The 20143-nt window shown below is 58.2% G+C and carries 21 protein-coding genes and 1 tRNA gene; 16 read left to right on the top strand and 6 right to left on the bottom strand.

Features of this window, described 5'->3' with window-relative positions; genetic code table 11:
- Window positions 1-126 precede the first annotated feature (126 nt).
- The 3 genes from N645_RS0101405 to dusA form a co-directional block, all read right to left on the bottom strand.
- Entirely contained in the window at window positions 127-585 is a 459-nt protein-coding gene (locus tag N645_RS0101405) for a TerB family tellurite resistance protein (protein ID WP_024459727.1), read from the bottom strand.
- Window positions 578-1534 (bottom strand): transaldolase, encoded by a 957-nt coding sequence (gene tal / locus N645_RS0101410; RefSeq protein WP_024459728.1) that lies wholly within the window; start codon window positions 1532-1534, stop codon window positions 578-580. The genes N645_RS0101405 and tal overlap by 8 nt, the downstream gene beginning before the upstream one ends.
- Window positions 1535-1894: 360 nt before the next feature.
- Window positions 1895-2911: a tRNA dihydrouridine(20/20a) synthase DusA gene (dusA, locus tag N645_RS0101415; RefSeq protein ID WP_081665784.1), complete on the bottom strand. Its 1017-nt coding sequence runs from the start codon at window positions 2909-2911 to the stop codon at window positions 1895-1897.
- Window positions 2912-3041: 130 nt separating this feature from the next.
- Here dusA and N645_RS0101420 point away from each other — a divergent pair, with 130 nt between their 5' ends.
- Complete coding sequence (locus N645_RS0101420) at window positions 3042-3806, top strand: YdiY family protein (protein WP_024459730.1); 765 nt, start codon at window positions 3042-3044, stop codon at window positions 3804-3806.
- Between the two features lie 6 nt (window positions 3807-3812).
- On the opposite strand, the gene N645_RS0101425 is transcribed toward N645_RS0101420, so the two are convergent.
- A complete protein-coding gene (locus N645_RS0101425) occupies window positions 3813-4520 on the bottom strand; it encodes a glutathione binding-like protein (protein WP_024459731.1) in 708 nt (235 codons plus the stop codon).
- 220 nt (window positions 4521-4740) lie between these two features.
- On the opposite strand from N645_RS0101425, the gene acnA reads away from it, so the two are divergent.
- The 5 genes from acnA (at window position 4741) to N645_RS0101455 (ending at window position 9685) form a co-directional block, all read left to right on the top strand.
- Complete coding sequence (gene acnA / locus N645_RS0101435; RefSeq protein ID WP_024459732.1) at window positions 4741-7479, top strand: aconitate hydratase AcnA; 2739 nt, start codon at window positions 4741-4743, stop codon at window positions 7477-7479.
- Between the two features lie 92 nt (window positions 7480-7571).
- On the top strand, window positions 7572-8066 hold the full coding sequence (gene moaC, locus N645_RS0101440) for a cyclic pyranopterin monophosphate synthase MoaC (protein WP_024459733.1): 495 nt from the start codon (window positions 7572-7574) through the stop codon (window positions 8064-8066).
- On the top strand, window positions 8063-8311 hold the full coding sequence (moaD, locus tag N645_RS0101445) for a molybdopterin converting factor subunit 1 (RefSeq protein ID WP_024459734.1): 249 nt from the start codon (window positions 8063-8065) through the stop codon (window positions 8309-8311). The genes moaC and moaD overlap by 4 nt, the downstream gene beginning before the upstream one ends.
- Window position 8312: 1 nt before the next feature.
- Complete coding sequence (moaE, locus tag N645_RS0101450; RefSeq protein ID WP_024459735.1) at window positions 8313-8759, top strand: molybdopterin synthase catalytic subunit MoaE; 447 nt, start codon at window positions 8313-8315, stop codon at window positions 8757-8759.
- Window positions 8760-8791: 32 nt separating this feature from the next.
- Complete coding sequence (locus N645_RS0101455; RefSeq protein WP_024459736.1) at window positions 8792-9685, top strand: class I SAM-dependent methyltransferase; 894 nt, start codon at window positions 8792-8794, stop codon at window positions 9683-9685.
- A 75-nt stretch (window positions 9686-9760) separates the two neighbouring features.
- On the opposite strand, the gene N645_RS0101460 is transcribed toward N645_RS0101455, so the two are convergent.
- Both N645_RS0101460 and N645_RS0101465 read right to left on the bottom strand, forming a co-directional pair.
- The gene (locus N645_RS0101460; RefSeq protein WP_024459737.1) at window positions 9761-10591 is read right to left on the bottom strand and encodes a sulfite exporter TauE/SafE family protein; all 831 of its coding nucleotides are present in this window, start codon (window positions 10589-10591) and stop codon (window positions 9761-9763) included.
- A 6-nt stretch (window positions 10592-10597) separates the two neighbouring features.
- Window positions 10598-11137: a rhodanese-like domain-containing protein gene (locus N645_RS0101465; protein ID WP_024459738.1), complete on the bottom strand. Its 540-nt coding sequence runs from the start codon at window positions 11135-11137 to the stop codon at window positions 10598-10600.
- A gap of 174 nt (window positions 11138-11311) precedes the next feature.
- On the opposite strand from N645_RS0101465, the gene gltX reads away from it, so the two are divergent.
- The 10 genes from gltX (at window position 11312) to N645_RS0101520 (ending at window position 20141) form a co-directional block, all read left to right on the top strand.
- On the top strand, window positions 11312-12823 hold the full coding sequence (gene gltX, locus N645_RS0101470) for a glutamate--tRNA ligase (protein ID WP_024459739.1): 1512 nt from the start codon (window positions 11312-11314) through the stop codon (window positions 12821-12823).
- Window positions 12824-12930: 107 nt separating this feature from the next.
- Window positions 12931-13006: transfer RNA gene (locus N645_RS0101475), tRNA-Ala, on the top strand.
- A 750-nt stretch (window positions 13007-13756) separates the two neighbouring features.
- On the top strand, window positions 13757-14062 hold the full coding sequence (locus N645_RS0101485; RefSeq protein ID WP_024459741.1) for a DNA-binding transcriptional regulator: 306 nt from the start codon (window positions 13757-13759) through the stop codon (window positions 14060-14062).
- Window positions 14063-14240: 178 nt separating this feature from the next.
- The gene (locus N645_RS0101490; RefSeq protein ID WP_081665786.1) at window positions 14241-15293 is read left to right on the top strand and encodes a kelch repeat-containing protein; all 1053 of its coding nucleotides are present in this window, start codon (window positions 14241-14243) and stop codon (window positions 15291-15293) included.
- A gap of 76 nt (window positions 15294-15369) precedes the next feature.
- The gene (locus N645_RS0101495) at window positions 15370-15891 is read left to right on the top strand and encodes a GNAT family N-acetyltransferase (RefSeq protein ID WP_024459743.1); all 522 of its coding nucleotides are present in this window, start codon (window positions 15370-15372) and stop codon (window positions 15889-15891) included.
- Window positions 15892-15960: 69 nt separating this feature from the next.
- Window positions 15961-16746 (top strand): class D beta-lactamase, encoded by a 786-nt coding sequence (gene blaOXA, locus N645_RS0101500; protein ID WP_024459744.1) that lies wholly within the window; start codon window positions 15961-15963, stop codon window positions 16744-16746.
- A 20-nt stretch (window positions 16747-16766) separates the two neighbouring features.
- Window positions 16767-17522 (top strand): phytanoyl-CoA dioxygenase family protein, encoded by a 756-nt coding sequence (locus N645_RS0101505; RefSeq protein WP_024459745.1) that lies wholly within the window; start codon window positions 16767-16769, stop codon window positions 17520-17522.
- Window positions 17523-17700: 178 nt separating this feature from the next.
- Window positions 17701-18639 (top strand): YihY/virulence factor BrkB family protein, encoded by a 939-nt coding sequence (locus N645_RS0101510; RefSeq protein WP_024459746.1) that lies wholly within the window; start codon window positions 17701-17703, stop codon window positions 18637-18639.
- Between the two features lie 142 nt (window positions 18640-18781).
- Window positions 18782-18922, top strand: a complete 141-nt coding sequence (locus tag N645_RS18235; protein ID WP_202960759.1) for a hypothetical protein — start codon at window positions 18782-18784, stop codon at window positions 18920-18922.
- A 184-nt stretch (window positions 18923-19106) separates the two neighbouring features.
- Complete coding sequence (locus N645_RS0101520) at window positions 19107-20141, top strand: TRAP transporter substrate-binding protein (protein WP_081665787.1); 1035 nt, start codon at window positions 19107-19109, stop codon at window positions 20139-20141.
- The last annotated feature ends 2 nt before the right edge of the window (window positions 20142-20143 follow it).

Genomic DNA, 20143 nt, shown 5'->3' on the forward strand with positions numbered 1-20143 from the left:
TTTTGTTGGGGGGCGTGATTTTGAGCTGGGCGACGGCGGATGCGGCCTGCGGCCTTATCCGCCCTACGCGAACTGCCGTGCTATGCGTAGGGCGGATAAGCGAAGCGCATCCGCCATCACCGAACGTTACTGCTGCCCATCCCTCACCGAATTCCGCGCATGAATAAACATCGAATGCGACACATAAATTAAATCCGCCACTTTACGGATCAGTGCCTCCTCGTATTTATCCAGCTCACCGTCGGCATAGGCCACTTCCCACATCGCCTTGACCAGCTCGTACTTCTCGTTATCGCTACAGGTCTGATTGATCTGATAGGTGAACTGGTGCAGCGAGGTGGCGTCGTCCTGTTCGGAGCGGGCCATTTCGCTCAGTTCATCCAGCTGTGCGGGATCGAGGTTGTACTTGCGGTGCAGGATGTTGCGGAGGGTGGCCAGCTCGGTGTCATCGAGCAGGCGATCGGCGGTGCCAACTTCGATCAGAAGGGCGGCGACCGCCAATTGCTTCTGCTCGGAGGACAACGCGGGGGCGTTGTCCTCCGGCTGAAGGTGCTTTTCAATAAACTGCGAAATTTTATTAAGCACGTGACTTCAACAGATCTTCCAGCTTGACCTGGTCGGCGGCAAAGTTGCGAATGCCTTCGGCCAGTTTTTCGGTCGCCATGGGATCTTCGTTCAGGGCGAAACGGAAGCTGGACTCGTCGTTGCTGGGCTTGGCAATCTTCTCGCCGGTGTTTTCCGGAGACAGTTTGCGCTCCAGGGTACCGGTGTCGTTGCTCAGCTCTTCCAGCAGCTGCGGGCTGATGGTCAGACGGTCACAGCCGGCCAGGGCTTCGATTTCACCGATATTTCGGAAGCTCGCGCCCATCACAACGGTCTTGTAGCCGTGCTGCTTGTAGAAGTTGTAGATGTGACGCACGGACAGAACGCCGGGATCTTCTTCCGAAGCGTATTCGCTCTTGCCGGTGTCTTTCTTGTACCAGTCCAGAATGCGGCCCACGAAGGGGGAGATCAGGTAAACGCCGGCTTCGGCGCAGGCGGCGGCCTGGGCGAAGTTGAACAGCAGGGTCAGGTTACAGTTGATGCCTTCTTTCTGCAGAACTTCGGCGGCACGGATGCCTTCCCAGGTGGAGGCCAGTTTGATCAGAACGCGGGACTTGTCCACGCCGCTTTTCTCGTACAGGTCGATCAGGTGGTGTGCCTTCTCGATGCTGGCTTTGGTATCAAACGACAGGCGGGCGTCCACTTCGGTGGAGATCTTGCCCGGAATCAGCTTCAGTACTTCACAACCTACGGCGACCGCCAGGTGGTCGCAGGCGTAGCTGATCTGCTCAGCTTCGGTACCACCCTCTTTTTTGCCGGCAGCGATGGACGCATCCACCAGCTCGGCGTATTCGGGGATCTGGGCGGCCTTGAGCAGCAGCGAGGGGTTGGTGGTCGCATCTTGCGGCTGATATTTTTCGATGGCGGAGATGTCACCGGTATCCGCGACCACATCGGTCATTTTCTTCAGCTGTTCGAGTTTCGTAGTCACTGTTATCCCGTCCTATATTTAACGTGTTGAGTGAATGGTTGGCGGCCAGCGGCCGGCCATCTTGGGGGCCGGGCCTGTCTGTGGCCGATTGTGTTCGATCTGTGTCCTTATTGTATTACAAATTGCTTCCCGCTTGTAGTTTTGGCTTTTGCTCTCCAGCTTGACGCTCTTTTTACGGCGGATGCGCTTCGCTCCGAAGCGTCGGACCGATCCGCCCTACGCGACTAGCGTTGGGCCGTGTTACGGCGGATGCGCGCTTCGCGCTTATCCGCCCTACGCAAACTCCAAAGCAACGCGTAGGGCGGATAAGCGAAGCGCATCCGCCGTAACACAACTCACCGGTACGGCACGAAATGGCATCTACACCGCTATTATATCAGGCTCGACGCGGGCTCTGGCTGCATCGAGCACTTCCAACCCGGCGCCGGGCTTGAACGCCCGCTCGCTGATGATGCGGCGAAATTGCCTGCCGCCGGGCTGGCCCTGGTACAGGCCCAGAATATGTCGGGTCATATACTTCAGGGACACGCCCTGGGCCAGCTCAGTTCCCATATAGTCCCGGAAGGCGTCCAGCACCTCGGCCCGGCTCGGGACCGGTCGGGTGGCGCCAAACAGCTGTTGATCGACCCTCGCCAGGAGGTAGGGATTGGTGTAAATCTCCCGACCGATCATGACCCCATCGAGGTCTTCCAGCAGGGTTTCCGCCTGCTCAAGGGTATTGATGCCGCCGTTGATGATGATTTCAAGGTCCGGATACTCCCGCTTGAGCTGACGGACCCGGTCGTAATCGAGCGGCGGAACGGTGCGGTTCTCTTTGGGGCTCAGGCCTTTGAGCCAGGCCTTGCGGGCGTGCACGATGAAGGTGCGGCAGCCCGTCGCGGCAATGGTGCCCACAAACTGTGACAGCCCCTCATAGGCGTCCATATCGTCCACCCCGATACGGTGCTTGACGGTTACCGGGATGGATACGGCCTGTTGCATGGCATCGATGCATTCGGCTACCAATGCCGGCTCGGTCATCAGGCAGGCGCCGATTTTGTTGTTCTGTACCCGGTCGCTCGGGCAGCCGCAGTTGAGGTTCACCTCGTCATAGCCCCAGTCTTCCGCCATGCGGGCACACTCGGCCAGCTCGGCCGGGTTGCTGCCGCCCAGTTGCAGGGCGAGGGGGTGTTCCACGGCGTTGTAATCCAGGTGCCGGGCCCGGTCGCCGTGAATCAGGGCGCCGGTGGTGACCATTTCGGTGTAGAGGAGAGTTTCACGGCTGAGCAGCCGCCAGAACGTCCGGCAATGTCGGTCAGACCAATCCATCATCGGAGCGGCGCAGAAGCGCCGGCTGACCGGGGCTGGTGTCGCGTTAGGCCGGTGGTTCTGAGTCATGAGTTCCCGGGGAGTAAAAAAGTGAATTATATCACTCTTTTAGCTACGACGAAAAATCGACCCGGCGGGAAAACCCCGGGTGAGTGGTGTAAACTAGGCGTTTTTTCCGAACAGTAAAGGATGAGGTTTTATGAAGTTTCGACTCACAGCACTGGCGGCCGGTCTGGCGGCATTGAATGCGGCACCGACTCTGGCCCAGGATGAAGAAGCAGCGAAGGTGTGGAAGGCGACCGCCGAGCTGGGCATGATTGTGACTTCCGGTAATACCGAGACCACCACATTTCAGGGCAAAATGGATGCCACCCAGGATCTGGAAATGTGGAAAAACCAGTACGTGATCAGCGCGCTGTTCAAGGAAGATGAAATCACCCAGGCGGATGGGACCAAGGAAACCGAGAAAACCGCCGAGAAAATTTCCGGTTCGGTGAAGAGCGCCTACAAACTGGATAAAGACAACGCGAACCTGTTCATCTTCGGTTCTCACACCGACGACAAGTTCGGTGCCTACACCAAGTACAGCACGCTCGCGGTCGGTTATGGTGATCGCCTGTTTGAAACGGACACCATGCAACTCGACGTGGAAATCGGTCCGGGTTATTTCTGGGCCGAACAGGAACTGGATGACGGCACCACCGTCGACGAAGAAGGCGCCATTATCCGTGCGGCGGCTCAATACGACTGGCAGGTCACCGAGAGCGCCGACTTCCGTCAGACTCTGGCCGTTGAATCCGGTCAGGACAACACTCGTACCACCTCCGACACATCACTGAGTGCCCGTATCAACGGCTCCATGCAGATGAAGGTCGGTTTTACGGTTCAGTCGGACTCCGACGTGACCGAGGGTAAGGAAAAGACCGACACCACCACCTACGTCACCCTCGTGTACAAATTCTGATTTGCCTCAGCGATCCCGGTCCTCGGGGTCGCACACCCGGCGGGCAATGCCATAGCTGGGGCGCTCGGTGCAGCGTTCCAGCCAGCGGTGTACCGCCGGGAACTCTTTCAGTTTCAGATGTTTTCCCGCCTGATAGAAGGTGTCCAGGCAGTCCACCCAGGGCGCAATGGCCATATCGGCAATACTGAAACTCTCCCCCAGCAGGTAATTCCGGTTATCCAGGTGATGCTCCAGCACGCCCAGCAGGCGTCGTGTTTCATTGCTGTAGCACTGGACCGGGTAGGGGTGATCGCATTTGTCCCGGGCATAGACGAAAAAGTGTCCAAACTGGCCAAACATGGGGCCAATGTGGCCCATCTGGAAAAACAGCCATTGCAGGCAGGCGCTTTTACCATCCGGGTCCAGGGGCATAAAGGTGCCGGTTTTCTCGGCCAGATACACCAGTATGGCGGCGGACTCCATCAGGCTGATCGGGCGCCCATCCGGGCCGTCCGGGTCGTACAGCGCGGGAATCTTGCCGTTTGGGTTGATCCACAGGAACTCCGGCGTGTGCTGATCCCCCTCCAGAATGTTCACGGTGTGGGGCTCGTAGGGCAGGTGCATCTCCTCCAGCGCCTGTGCCACCTTGATGCCGTTGGGCGTGTTCATGGAGTAGAGCTGGATCAACTCCGGCTCCCGCGGTGGCCAGCGACGGAAAATGGGTGGCTGGGACATGTCGGAATCTCCTGTATCACGCGCTCTGGGCTGCCTGGTGGGTGTAAACCTGTGCAAAGAGGGCTTGGATTAACAGCATAAGGCCCCATATGAATTTAAGAAAGCACATTTGCCCCACTCGTGCGAACGGAAACCCCGGTGCCCGCTGGCGCCCCGGGCCGCGATGGCCTAATCTCTAAAGCAGTGATGGATTCATTTTTCAGTAAACCGTGAGGCAGTTATGGCAGATTCCTATCGGTCCGTCGACACCCTGAAGGTGGGCGGCAAAGACTATCGTTATTATCCCTTCACGGAAGTCGAAAAACGCTTCCCGGTCGACAAGCTTCCCTATTCCCTCAAGATCCTGCTCGAAAACCTGTTGCGCCATTCCGACTCGGGGCTGGTCAGCGAGGCGGATATCGAAGCGCTTGCCCAGTGGGATCCTAAAGCCCAGCCCTCGCAGGAGATCGCCTTCGTACCGGCCCGGGTGGTGCTGCAGGACTTTACCGGGGTGCCGGCCATTGTGGACCTGGCCGCCATGCGCGATGCGGTCAAGAGCCTGGGTGGCAAGCCCGAGCAGATCAATCCCCTGTCGCCGGTCGAGCTGGTGATCGACCACTCGGTGATGGTGGATTTCTTCGGCGGTGAGGATTCGTTCAAGAAAAACACCGCGCTGGAGGTGGAGCGCAACCGCGAGCGCTATCAGTTCCTGCGCTGGGGCCAGAAGGCCTTCGACAACTTCAAAGTGGTGCCGCCGGGCACCGGTATTGTCCACCAGGTCAACCTGGAGTATCTGGCCCGCGGTGTGTTCACCCGCGAGCGCGATGGTCAGCTGGAAGCCTACCCGGACTCCCTCGTGGGCACCGACTCCCACACCACCATGATCAACGGCCTGGGTGTACTTGGCTGGGGTGTGGGCGGCATTGAGGCCGAAGCGGCCATGCTCGGTCAGCCCATTTCCATGCTGATTCCCCAGGTGGTGGGCTTCAAACTCACCGGTGAGCTGCCCGAGGGCGCCACGGCCACCGACCTGGTGCTGACGGTCACCCAGATGCTGCGTGAGCTGGGTGTGGTCGGCAAGTTCGTTGAGTTCTTCGGCCCCGGTCTCAAACACCTGACCCTGGCCGACCGCGCCACCATCGGCAACATGGCGCCGGAGTATGGCGCCACCTGCGGCATCTTCCCGGTGGACCAGCAGACCCTGGATTACCTGACCTTTACCGGCCGCTCCAAAGAGCAGGTGGAGCTGGTGGAGGCCTATATGAAGGCCATGGGCCTTTGGCACGACGACAAGACACCGGATGCCGAGTACAGCGATGTACTGGAGCTGGATCTGAGCACCGTGGTGCCGTCCATTGCCGGCCCCAAGCGCCCCCAGGACAAGATTGCGTTGACTGACGCCAAACCGGCCTTTCACGATGTACTGAATGAAATGGACCGGCACCGGCGCAACACCATTGCCTCCACCGAACAGGACTTTTCCTCCGAAGGTGGCGCCGCGGCGGTGGGTGGCGTGCCCCTGTCCGATCAGGGCGCCGTCCGGGTTGACTACGACGGTGAGAACTTCCTGCTGAAAAATGGCGCGGTAGTCATTGCCGCCATCACCAGCTGTACCAACACCTCCAACCCGGCGGTTTTGATGGCGGCTGGCCTGGTAGCCAAAAATGCCCGGGCCAAAGGTCTGAAGTCCCGGCCCTGGGTCAAGACCAGCCTGGCACCCGGTTCCAAGGTGGTGACCGACTACCTGGAAAAAGCCGGCCTGATGGATGAGCTGGAAGGTCTGGGTTTCTACCTGGTGGGCTATGGCTGCACCACCTGTATCGGCAACTCCGGACCGCTACCCAAAGAAATTCACGAGGCCATCCACGAGGGCGATCTCACGGTGACCTCGGTGCTCTCGGGCAACCGCAACTTTGAAGGTCGGATTCACCCCGACGTGCGGGCCAACTACCTGGCTTCACCGCCTCTGGTGGTGGCCTACGCGCTGGCCGGTACCATGGATATCGACCTGCAGAAAGAGCCTCTGGGCTATGACAAAGACAATAAACCGGTCTATCTAAAGGACATCTGGCCTACTACGGCGGATATCCAGAAAACCATTGCCGACAACCTGGATCCGGCCATGTTCTCCGAAAAGTACGCGGACGTGTTCAGTGGCGACGAGAGCTGGCAGGCACTGCCGGTGGAAGAGAGCCAGCTCTACGCCTGGCCGGACTCCAGCTACGTGCGCAAGCCGCCGTTCTTTGATGGCATGGGCAAAACCCCGGGGGATATCACCGATATCAAGGATGCCCGCTGTCTGGTGAAGGTCGGTGACAGCATTACCACGGACCATATCTCTCCGGCCGGTGCCATCATGCCGGACAGCCCTGCCGGCCTGTATCTGCAGGAGCAGGGCGTGGACCCGAAGGACTTCAACTCCTACGGCTCCCGGCGCGGCAACCACGAGGTGATGATGCGCGGCACCTTCGCCAATGTGCGGCTGAAAAACCAGATGGCGCCGGGCACTGAGGGCAGCTGGACCACCTACCTGCCCAAGAACGAAGTCATCAGTATTTTCGATGCCGCCGAGCGTTATCGCGAAGACGGCACACCGCTGGTGGTGCTCGCGGGTAAAGAATACGGCTCCGGCTCCTCCCGGGACTGGGCGGCGAAAGGTCCGTCACTGCTCGGTGTGCGTGCGGCCATTGCCGAAAGCTACGAGCGCATTCACCGCTCCAATCTGGTGGGCATGGGCATTCTGCCGCTCCAGTTTGCGGAGGGCGAGTCCGTTGAGTCCCTGGGGCTGACCGGTGAGGAAGCGTTCGATATTCCCGCTGTGCAGGCAGACACCAAAGAGGTGGAAGTGACGGCCAAAGGGGCCGATGGCAAAGCCAAGACCTTCAAGGCCAAAGTGCGCATCGATACCCCCAACGAGTTCGCCTACTTCCAGAACGGCGGCATTCTGCATTACGTGTTGCGTAACCTCGCCAGCCAATAAGCGGACGCAGTACCCCAAAGCGCCTACCCACTCACGGGAGGCGCTTTTTTTCGGGTATGATGAAGGACGATTTGAACCGCAACAGGATTCCCATGAGTTTGACTCACACTGACGATCAAGGGCGCGCCAGCATGGTGGATGTGTCGGACAAGCCCGCTACCGTGCGCGAGGCACGGGCCAGCGCGTTCGTCCGGATGCAACCCGCCACCCTGGCGCTGATTCGTGAAAATGGCCTGAAAAAAGGCGACGTGCTGGCGGTCTCCCGCATTGCCGGCATTCAGGCGGCCAAGCAGTGTTCCAACCTGGTACCCCTCTGTCACCCACTGGCACTGAGCAAAGTGGGGGTCGAATTTGCGTTTCAGGAGGAACCGGCGGGCGTGGCGATCGAAACCTACTGCAAGCTGTCCGGCCAGACCGGCGTGGAAATGGAAGCGCTGACCGCTGCCAGCGTGGCCGCCCTGACCATCTACGATATGTGTAAAGCCGTCGATTTGAGTATGGTCATTGAAAATATCGCGCTGCTGGAAAAATCCGGTGGCCGTCGCGGTCATTATGTACGCGCTGAAGATGAGACCAAACAATCATGATTCAGATACTGTTTTTTGCCCGCTTGCGCGATCAGCTCGGCTGCGATTCGCTGACGCTGGAAACCGTTGAGGGCGACAGTGTCACCAAGGTGCGCGAGCGGCTGGTGGCCGAGCATCCCGACTGGCGGGAGCCCCTGAGTGCCTCCGGCGTGCTCTTTGCGGTGAACCAGTCGCTGGTGAAATCCGGCCATCCGGTTCATGATGGCGATGAGGTGGCCTTTATGCCACCGGTCACCGGAGGCTGACATGATATCCGTCCAGACCGCGCCCTTTGATGTGGCCCATGAATACGCCCAACTCACCGCCGATGATGTGGATGCCGGCGCGGCCGTGTTTTTTGTCGGTCGGGTGCGTTCACACAATGACGGTCGCGCCGTTACCGGTATGACCCTGGAGCACTACCCGGGCATGACCGAAAAGGCCCTGGAGCAGATCCTGGCCGATGCCCGCCAGCGCTGGTCGCTGGGGCGGGTGAGGGTGATCCATAGGGTTGGTTCGTTGGTATTAGGGGAGGCGATTGTGTTCGTCGGCGTCACCAGCGCCCACCGGGATGCCTCCTTTGAGGCGGCAGAATTCATCATGGATTACCTGAAAAACCGGGCGCCTTTCTGGAAGCGCGAAGACACCGAAGACGGCTCAGTCTGGGTCGACGCCCGGGACAAAGACCTGCGCGCCCTCGCGCGTTGGAGTTGAATACCTTAATCGATAATAAACGGAGCCAAACCATGAAAATCCTGAAACTGGTCGCCTGCCTGGCGGCTGCCACCGCGCTGACCGCTTGCGAGCAGGCGGAAGAAACCCAGACATCAACCCCTGAGCCGGAAGCCGAAGCGACCGTCGCGGAAGGCGCTCCTTTGGCAGCGCCGGGCGCCAGCATCCTGGAAATCATGGCCAGCGCTCACCGCAGCGACGACAATCGGGCCCGGGACCGCTATCGCAACCCCGAAGAAACCCTGTTTTTCTTTGGTGTGGAGCGGGATGACACCGTGATTGAAATCAATCCCGGTGGCGGCTGGTACATGGAAATCATCGCCCCCTTCGTCAATGAGGACGGGCAATACATCGCCGCCACCCCGAACCCCGAGCTGGAGGGCATGCCGTCTTACGTGGTCCGGCAGGCCGCGCAAATTCAGGCCCGCATTGAAGATCAGCCCGAGTTCTACGGCAACGCCGAAGTGCAGCTCTATGACCCCTCGGCGCCCGTGCTCGGCGAGCCGGGCAGCGCAGACTTCGTGCTGACCTTCCGCAATGTCCACGGCTGGATCAACGGTGGACAGGCCGAAGGCATGTTCCAGGCCTTTGCCGAGGTCCTCAAACCTGGCGGCGTGCTGGGTGTGGTGCAACATCGCGCCGTCGACGAGGCGGACCCGTCGGAAAGCGCCACCACCGGTTATGTGTCCGAAGCGGCGGTCATCGCCTTGGCGGAAGCGGCGGGACTGACCCTGGACGACCGCAGCAACATCAACGCCAACCCGAAAGATACCCGGGATCACCCGGAAGGCGTCTGGACCCTGCCGCCTTCACTGCGTCTGGGTGATGAAAATCGCGCTTCCTATGAAGCCATTGGCGAGAGCGACCGGATGACTCTGCGGTTCGTCAAACCCGAGTCGGAAGAGTAAGCCGGTCGATAGACGGGCACGGAGAAAGGGGCTTCGGCCCCTTTTTTGTGGGCGGGTGGTTTTCTGAAAGGGCGGTCAGCGGATCAGGGTGGAAGCCAGTGTCACCAGCGCCAGAACCACCAGGCCAACGGCGAACACCTGCTGCAAGCGGGCGTTGGCAATGTGATGGCTGATCTGTTGACCCACCACCATGCCGCCCACGCCGCCGAGTGCCAGCCAGCCGAGCAGAGACCAGTCCATGGGGGTGCCGGCCTGTTCGCTGAACAGCCAGTGGCTGATAAAGCCCGAGCTGCTGATCAGGGTGATGATCAGCAGGGAAATCGAAACCGCCTGCACCATGGAAATGCGGCTTAAAAACAGCAGTAGCGGAATGATCAGAAAGCCGCCGCCCACACCGAACACCCCGGAGAGCAAACCCACCAGTGCGCCTCCAATCGCCAACCCGGAAATGCAGCGCGGCTTAAGCTCAAACTGTCCGGTGGGGCTCAACATGCACAGCATCTCGGGTCGCCGGTGTTCGGCCCTGCTGGCGCGGACCACATTAGCATGCTCCGGGTTGCGCTGGGCGTCGCGCCACATGCGCACCGCAATGATCAAAGTCAGCACATTGAAGCTGACCAACAGCAGGGTGTCGGGCAACTGATTGCCCAGCCACTTGCCCAGAGGCGCGACCAGGGCACCGGTCACCGCCAGAATGATGGTGGGTGGCCAGAGCACCAGATCGCTGTGCCAGCTGCGAAAGCTGCCATACAGCGCGCTGATCGCCACCGCCCCCAGCGACAGTCCGACCGCACCGTTGACGCTCATCCCGCCGAGCAGAATCAGCAGCGGCACCGCAAACACCGAACCGCCCGCGCCGGTCAGGCCCAGTACCAGTCCAATGAGTACGCCGATCAGCAGGAACATGGGAGCTTACCGGTTCCAGGGCATGTGCAGCAGGACTTTGGCCATGGCGCAGGTATCGGTGATGCCTGAAAAGGTCAGGCCCGCACCGACCGCGCCCGAGAGCCAGAAAAAGCCCGGATTGACTGTAAAGCCCAGCACCACGCCGGTGAGAATCAGCAGTCCGGCGGTAATCCGCACCTGACGCTCGATCGAGACCGCGCGGCGCGGCGTCTCAGAGCGCTCAAGCTCCACCGGGGCGTGGCGCATGGCGTTGACACCACCGTCGATAATGCACAGTGAGCAATCGACCTTGCCCGCCAGCTTGTCGACCGCCATATCCGCCCGGCGACCGCTCTGGCACAGCAGGTAAACCGTACTCTTGTCTCCACCGCGCTGGCTCAGCTCGGCCTGCAGGCGCTCGGCGCTGAGCTCCTGTACGGGAATATGCAGGGCACCGGGAACCCGCTCGTTTTCCACCTCGGCGGTGGTGCGCAGGTCCAGAATGCACAGCTCCTCCGGTCGGGTGTTGGCAAACAGTTGTTGGGGCGTTACGCGGGTTGCACTCATCGTGTGGGTATCTCTTGATTGAAAAGGGGATACCTCATGGTAAGCAATCCGAGTAAATTAGTAAACTCTAATCAAGTGGCGGCGAGACTCAAAGGTTCATCGCAGATCCGCCCCCGCTCACGTATAATGCCGGCCCATATCGCATTCACGTTCACCAACTTGCGGAAGTTTTCTATGACCGTTCGCACCCGTATTGCGCCTTCACCGACGGGCGATCCCCACGTCGGTACCGCCTACATTGCCCTGTTCAACCTGTGCTTTGCCCGCCAGCACGGCGGCCAGTTCCTGCTGCGCATTGAAGACACCGACCAGACCCGCAGCACCCCGGAATCCGAACAGGCCATTCTGGACAGCCTTCGCTGGCTGGGCATCGAGTGGGACGAGGGCCCGGACGTGGGCGGCGAACACGGTCCCTACCGCCAGAGCGAGCGCATGGACATCTACCGGGGCTACGTCGAACAGTTGATCGAAAAGGGCCACGCCTTTTACTGCTTCGCCACCGCCGAAGAACTGGACCAGATGCGTGCCGAGCAACAGGCCCGCGGGGAAACCCCCAAATACGACGGTCGCGGCCTGAAGCTGAGCGAGGCGGAAGTCAAACAGCGCCTGGACGCCGGCGAGCCCTACGTCATCCGCATGAAAGTGCCGGAAGAGGGCACCTGCAAAGTGCAGGACATGCTACGCGGCGAGATCGACATCGACTGGTCCCAGGTGGACATGCAGGTACTGCTCAAAGCCGACGGCATGCCCACCTACCACCTGGCCAACGTGGTGGACGACCACCTGATGGGGATCACCCACGTGATTCGCGGAGAAGAGTGGATCAACTCCGCCCCCAAACACCTCAAGCTGTACGAATACTTCGGCTGGGAAACCCCCGTGCTGTGCCACCTGCCGCTGCTGCGCAACCCGGACAAATCCAAGCTCAGCAAACGCAAAAACCCCACCAGCATCCTCTACTACCAGCGTGCCGGATTCCTGCCCGAAGCCCTGCTCAACTACCTGGGCCGCATGGGCTGGTCCATGCCCGATGAGCGTGAGAAATTCACCCTGGAGGAAATGCAGGCCCACTTCGACATCAACCGCGTCTCTCTGGGCGGCCCCATTTTCGACGTGGAAAAGCTTTCCTGGCTCAATGGCCTGTGGATTCGGGAAGACCTCTCCACCGAGCAGCTGGCCGACCGTCTGCAGGCCTGGGCGCTCAACCGGGACAACCTGCTCAAAGTACTTCCCCATGCCCAGCCCCGCATGGAAACCCTGGGCGACTTCGCTCCCCTGGTCAGCTTCCTCGCCTCCGGCAACCTGGGCCTGACCGAGAGCCATTTCACCGGCAACAAGCTGGAGCTGGACGAACAGAAGCGGGTCCTCCAGTTCGCCGTCTGGCGCATGGAAACCCTGCGCACCTGGGAGCGTGACGCGATCTTCGCCGAGCTCAAATCCCTGGCCGACGCCACCGGGATCAAGGTCAAAGACTTCCTGGCCCCGCTGTTCGTCGCCATCGCCGGCACCACTGCCTCCTTCTCGGTCATGGACGCCATGGTCCTGCTCGGCCCGGACATGAGCCGCGCCAGACTGCGTCAGGCCATTGAAGTACTCGGCGGCGTGGGCAAAAAGCAGCTCAAAAAGCTGGAAAAGGCCTACCAGACGCTGGGTACGGAAGCAGAGGCGTCAGCAGAGAATTCGTAAAAACTGCCTAATAATCAAAGAATTAGGTTTTTTTGCCGATTTATTGTTGACAGCTCCGAGCGGGGTGCTACAATGCGCCCCGCTTCCAACGAAGCACAAGCAGTTTTGGGGCCTTAGCTCAGCTGGGAGAGCGCAACACTGGCAGTGTTGAGGTCAGCGGTTCGATCCCGCTAGGCTCCACCAAACACAAAACCCTCGCACCGAAAGGTGCGGGGGTTTTTTGTTTGGCGGACCCTCGCCGGGTGAGAATCGCTGATGCGGTTCACGAGCAGCGCCAGGAGCGCTGCCGAACGCCCGCATGGGCGGCCCGCAGGGTGGAGCACAAGGAAGTGCTCCATACCAATCGGCAGGATAGCCGATTGGCACAGCGAAGCTGCCCGAAGGGGCAGTCCGCAGGACGACAAACTGCGCCATGCATCCCGCCGTTCCGCAGTCTCCGAACTCTGCAACACCCACCGAAAGGTGTGGTTTTTTGTTTGACGGCCCCCGGACGAGTTCATCCCGCCCCTCGGCTGGTGCCCAAGTGGCTACCCCACTTACCTCTCAGACGACAAAATGTGCAGGCTCAATAAACATCTGTAAGCCTAGCTCTTGATGCTTATACGTCAATGACGTATATTTGGTTTATGTACACCGTTATAGAAACCCCCACCTTTACGGAAGACGCCAAAGAACTGTGGTCTGAGGAAGACCGGGGCGCATTTTGTGCTTGGTTGGCAGCAAACCCCGAGGCTGGGGATGTCATTCCGGCCAGCGGTGGCTGTCGGAAGGTACGTTGGCGTAGGCAAGGCACTGGGAAAAGTGGCGGTGTACGGGTTATTTACTTCACTCGTCTGGAAAGCGGTGAATTGTGGTTACTGGTGATTTACGCAAAGAGTGTTCGCGGTAATATCCCGGCGCACTTGCTGAAATCCATCCGAGAGGTAATTGAAAATGGCTAAGCAACCTACCATGACCGGGGAGGAGCTAGGCAAAAAGCTTCTACAGTCCGTGAATGAAATGAAGGCGGGTAAAGCAGCACGAACAACGCAGGTTTCACCAAATGAAGTGGCGGCGGCTCGTTATAAAACCGGGCTTTCCCAGTCACAGTTTGCAGAAGCTCTGCATATATCTCCTCGCACTCTTCAGGAATGGGAGCAAGGGCGTCGAAAACCTTCAGGTGCCGCCCAAGCTCTCATTCAAATTGCCTTTAGGCACCCTGAAGTCATTACAGAGTCCTTAATAAAAGAGGCAGGCTAGCAGGCAGATTATATATACGCGCGTTTCAAGAGCCGGACACCTCCCAGCGCCGGGTGCCGTATATGTGGACGTTAGCCTGACTCAGCATTCCTTGAAGTCTATACGTCAAGGTTTGTAGTTCCCCCGGTTTCATTATAAAAAATATGTGCTCAAAGAATTACAACAGGAGTCGTAAGCTATGCCATTGTTCAATCCCTCAATCAAAACCCAATGTACAGTCACAAAGCTTTTTTCATATGCCGCTGCGGCTGCTGCGTTCTGTGTGCTTGCGGCCTGCAGCGCTCAAACCACTAGCCCACAAAACACCGACATTGCCTCCGTGCAATGGCAGCAGCACAAGGTAAGCACGCCACCCAGTGCACGCCACGAAAACGGCTTTGTGGCTCTGGGTGAACGTTTGTATCTGATCGGCGGCCGAGGTGAACGGCCTTTGGATATTTTTGATCCGGCCACGGGAAGCTGGAGCCAGGGCGCCAAACCGCCGTTTGAAATTCACCATATGCAGGCCATCGAATACGACGAAAAGCTCTACGTGCTGGGCGCCATGACCGGTGGTTTTCCAGAAGAGCCCCCGCTGGCCAATATTCTGATTTACGACCCCGCCACTGACGCTTGGTCGGAGGGGCCAGAAATCCCCGCCGATCGTCGGCGCGGTGGCAGCGGCGTTGTATTGCATGAAGGTCTGATTTACCTGGTGGGTGGAAACACGCGCGGCCATATGAGCGGCTATGTCCCCTGGGTGGATGTGTTTGATCCAGAAGCTGGGCGCTGGACGGAGCTGCCTGACGCCCCGCATTCCCGAGATCACTTTCATGCCGCGGTGATTGATGGACATATTTACGCAGCCGGAGGGCGAACCTCATCCCACGACACGGGCGAAAGCATGTCGCTCACCGTTGCGCCCGTCGATGTGTACGACATTGAAAACCAACGCTGGCACACGTTGGAAGCGCCTTTGCCCACCGAGCGTGCTGGTACGGCAACGGTGGCCTTTAATGGATTGTTGGTGGTCTTGGGCGGTGAGAGTATCAGTCAAGTTGAAGCCCACCGCGAAGTGGAGGCGTACAACCCGGAAACTGAGGAATGGCTCAGCCTGCCGCCTTTACCCGTTGGGCGCCACGGGACCCAGGCCACGCTGTTTAATGGGGAACTGCATATTGTCGCGGGCAGCGAAAATCGTGGTGGCGGTCCTGAGTTGAATGATCATTGGGTTATGGAGATGGGTGAGTAGGTATCCGTACACACTCAGTCATTAGCCAATTACGTGGGCGGTTTGTGCCCCGGGGAAACAGCGAGAGCGATGCTAAATGGAAACGCAGCCTAAACTTCATACCAAACGATTGACGCTACGGCCATTTTCATTGACAGACGCTCCCCGAGTCCAGGACTTGGCTGGCGACCGTCGGGTATCAGAAATGACGGCCAACATACCGTATCCCTATAAAGACGGTATGGCGGAGAGCTGGATAGCGTCCCGGGCCGTCGCGTTCTCGCGTGGCGAAGCAATCGTGTACGCGGTCACTCTTTCGGAAACGTCAGAACTGGTCGGGACAGTGAGTCTAACCGAACTCACAGCTACCGACGGTAATCTCGGTTACTGGATTGGGTTTCCATACTGGGGTAACGGGTATTGTACCGAGGCCGCAGGCGCTCTAGTGGAGTTCGGACTGAAAGAGTTCGGGTTGCCACTGATTTATGCCAGACACCTGAAAGAAAATCACCCTTCAGGGCGTGTCATCCTCAATATCGGCTTCCAGCATATGGGTACGGTGTCTATGGATGTTAATGGCGAAAGGCGCGTGCTTGAACATTACGAAAGAAGGAAGTGATTGTCCCCTGACGTTGCGTCGACACGGGGCATTAGGTATCGCTTATTATTTAAGTCTGGAGAGACGTTAGTGAAAATAATAGTTGCCGCAGTCCTTCTGATGGCATCGAGCAATGGGTTTACTGCCGAGTGGACGGATAGCGCGGACATTGAAAAGTTGTTTTCTGATGCTGAGGTGGCAGGGACCTTTGTGCTATACGATGTGGCGGAGGATAAGCTCGTGGGTTTTGATCGGGCCCGTGCTGAAACGCGATTTATACCTGCTTCAACTTTCAAGGTGCCACACACGCTCATCGGGCTCGCCGAGGGAGTGGTTGCTGACGTAGACGAGGTTTTGCCATACGGAGGGGAGCCCCAGCCCTATTCCTCATGGGAACAGGATATGTCACTGCGTGATGCGTTGCCCATTTCAAATGTGCCCGTTTACAAAGGGCTTGCTCGCCGAATCACGCGGGAGCGGATGACTGAGAATATTTCATTGATGGGGTACGGTAACCGAGAGATCGGGGCCGAGGTCGACAATTTTTGGCTGGTCGGCCCGCTCACGATTTCGGCTGTCGAGCAAGTCCTTTTTCTGGCTGACCTGGCTCAAAACAAGCTCCCATACCCGGTTGATCTTCAAGGGCAGGTCCGCGATATAACGCTGGTAGAGCAGGGCAAAGACTGGGCACTGCATGCCAAGACTGGTTGGACCGATGCCCCGGATCCCGAGATCGGGTGGTGGATCGGGTGGGTCGTGAAGCAGGGTAAGGTTTACAGCTTCGCCGTGAATATCGATATCATTGATGATTCCGATGCCGAAAAGCGGATTCAACTGGGTAGGGAGAGCCTTATAGCGCTAGGGGTGCTGCCCTAGATCCGGGCTTTGAACTATTTATGAATAAATATTACAACGAAAATGGCTATCTCGTTCTCAGAGGCATCTTTGAAGATAGTGAGCTGCAGGTGCTACGGAAAGTGATCGTTCAGTTTCATCAGTCATGGAGACAGGAAAATTCCAAGATTTACGCTGAAAAGGCGATAAACTCTGCGTATTTGACAGCCAAAAAGCACTTGAAGGAGGCTGAAAGAGAGTCACTATTCAAGTTCATCGGTTCAGCTAAACTGATGGATGTGGTGACGTCAATAATGGGCAGTTGCTCCACGTTCATGAATACCCAGCTGTTTTTTGATCCGGTGAATGAAACCCAGAGAAATTATTGGCATAGGGATCCTCAATACCATATGTCCGTTGAAGAGCAGAGGGAAGCGCTTCTGGGGCCAAATGTCATTCATTTTCGAGTCCCGTTATTCGATGAACCAGGTGTCGAGTTGATACCTGGAACCCATAGACGCTGGGATAGAAATGAAGAGCTCGATGTGCGCTTGGAGCAGAATGGTCGTAAAAACTATGAAAACCTCGCTGCTGGAGTAAGAGTTAGCTTAGATGCAGGGGATATTCTGGTATTTAATGCCAATATGATTCATCGAGGGATATATGGTATGGATCGTCTATCACTTGATATTTTGTTCTGCGATCCGGTTCCCGAGTTAGTGAAATTTGTGGATGTAGATTGTTTGCCCGATCCTGAAACACTGGGAAAACTAGAAAACGCTAGTGCATTTGAGCGTGCGATAAATGCCGTGGGGTAGCAAAGGTATGTCGATTGTCGACCCATTTGGTAATCGGCTCACTTTTACCGCTGCAATCAGTACTTGACGAGGCAACGCACACGAGCGTGGCAAAGCGGTGGAGCACCCTCGTCCGAATAGCACCTATACTGTGTAGTAACTTCTCAATACTGATTTAAAGGCAAAGGTTCCCCGCACCATGGATTTGACTCTTCAGGACAAGCTTCCCGCTCCCGTAAAACACTGGCTCGGCATCTTCCTTGCCGCGATCCAGTATTGGCTGGGGAGCCAGGCCTTCATCTATGCCGCCGCACTGGCGTTTTTCACCGTTTTTTCCATTGCGCCGGTCCTGGTGGTGGTCGTCATGATCGTCGGGCTGGTGATCGGGGAGAGGGCGGTTCAGGGGCAGCTCTTTGAACAACTGGAGGGGACGATTGGTCCGGAAGCGGCCGGGGTGGTTCAGACGGCCGTGGTCAATTCCCAGATTGACCAGAGTGGTATCTGGCCGGCGCTGATCGGGATCGTCGCCACCATACTGGGGGCCACCACGGTTTTCGCCCAGATGCAGCAGTCCCTGAATGGGATCTGGAGCGTCGCACCTAGGCCTTCGAGGAGTAGCGTGTGGATCTTTATCAAAAGCCGCCTGCTGTCGCTGACTATCATTCTGGCCATCGGCTTTGTTCTGCTGGTCTCACTGCTGTTGTCCGTGGCCTTGCGTACCATCATGGCGTTCGCGGAGGAGTGGTTGCCGGTGCCCGGCTGGGCCATGGTCGGGTTGGAGTTGTTTCTGTCGCTGTTTGTGGTAACGGCGCTGTTCTCTGCGATGTTCAAGATTCTGCCGGATGTCGTGCTGTCCTGGCGGGATGTGGTGCTCGGTGCGTTTATTACCGCCGTGTTGTTCACGGTCGGACGATCGTTGATTGCGATCTATCTGGCGTATACCGCGACCGCGTCCGCCTATGGTGCCGCCGGGTCGCTGGCGCTGCTGCTGTTGTGGGTGAACTATTCCTCGATGATTCTGCTCTTTGGGGCGGCGTTTACCCGCGCTCATCTTGAAGGCAGAGGGCTGACGGTTCGGCCCAGAAACACGGCGGTTTGTGTGCACCGCGAGTTGATCGATGATGTGAAAAGCGCCTGAGATTTGGCGTCAAAAACGGCTGTTTTGCCAGCGGCAGCTGCTGGCGTACCATTGAGTGATGCTGACTTAAAAAACCTTTCTCAGCCCGGTCTTTGTCGCCCTGGCAGCGCTCTGTTGGGGGCTGGCCGGCGGTATTGGCGGTGTGCTTACCCGCGAGGGCTGGGCGCCGCTGGTGGTGTCGTTTTACCGCGGCGCGATCGGGCTGCTGCTGATTCTGGTGACGGTCACCGCGCTGAGCGTCTACTCGAACGTTCGCCCCGGTTACCGGCATCGCGCTGCATGATGCTCAGGGTGCGCTGCGCTTCCTTCCGATAATTTAGCCTTCACTATATTTCAATCACGCACTTTCTGGGTTACAATTGCCTAAATTTGATCGAAAATGATTTATAATGAAATCAAGTTGGCGCCCGTTTCGTCTGTAAAGGCTCGTATTCTGCCGATGTATTCTTGATGGTAGGAGAATAATAATGACAGCTCGCCCCCCGTTGTCCCGGGCGCTGAAAGCGCTCTGCGTGGGCATTATCGCGTCCCTGGCGGTTGCCGTGATTGCGGCCTCCGGCATTTTCTCCGGCGCAACCCGTGGTACCACCCTGTTTATCGCCTATGCCCAGAACAGCCAGCCGGTGATTGATGCCCTGCACCTGCTCGGTCGGCGGATTGAGGAAAAAACCGGAGGCGAGGTGAAGGTCCGCTTTTTCCCGGACAGCCAGCTCGGCGGTGAGCGCGAGCTGGTGGAATTGCTGCAGGTGGGCGCGGTGGATATCACCAAGGTGTCCGCCGGCCTGATGGAGAGTTTTTCACCCATCTACGGTGTGTTTTCCATGCCTTTCCTGTTCGAGGATACCGGGCATTTTTACCGGGTTATGGACAATCCCGACATCATGCAGCCCATCTATGCCTCCACCCGGCAGAACGGGTTTGTCGGTATGGGTTATTACGACTCCGGCTCACGCAATTTTTACGTGAAAGATGACCCGATTCGCTCCGTGGAGGACCTTCAGGGACGGAAGATTCGGGTCATGCAGAGCGAGGCGGCCATCGAGATGATGCGCCTGTTGGGGGCGGTTCCGGTGGCCATGGGCCAGGCCGAGGTGTACACCGCCATGCAACAGGGCATCCTCGACGGGGCGGAGAACAACGAGTTTGCCCTGACCATTGCCCGACACGCCGAAATCGCCAAGCACTACACCTACACCATGCATACACGGATTCCCGATGTGGTGGTCATCAGCAATATGACGCTGAACAAGCTCAACGATGAGCAGACGGCGGCGGTGTATGAGGCCATGGCGGAATCGATTGCGTTTCAGAAGCAGGCCTGGAACGAGGCCGTGGCGGAAACCCGGCAGTTGGCGATTGATGAGTTCGGGGTGAACTTTATTGACGTCAAGCTCGCGCCGTTCCGCGAGGCGGTTGAGCCCATGTATGAGGCCCTGAAACAGTATCCCGAGCAGTATTCGCTTTACCGCGAAATCAGGTCCACAGCAGATGAGACGGAGTAGGG

The sequence above is a fragment of the Marinimicrobium sp. LS-A18 genome, from assembly GCF_000463525.1.
In the GTDB taxonomy this organism is placed as follows: domain Bacteria; phylum Pseudomonadota; class Gammaproteobacteria; order Pseudomonadales; family Cellvibrionaceae; genus Marinimicrobium; species Marinimicrobium koreense.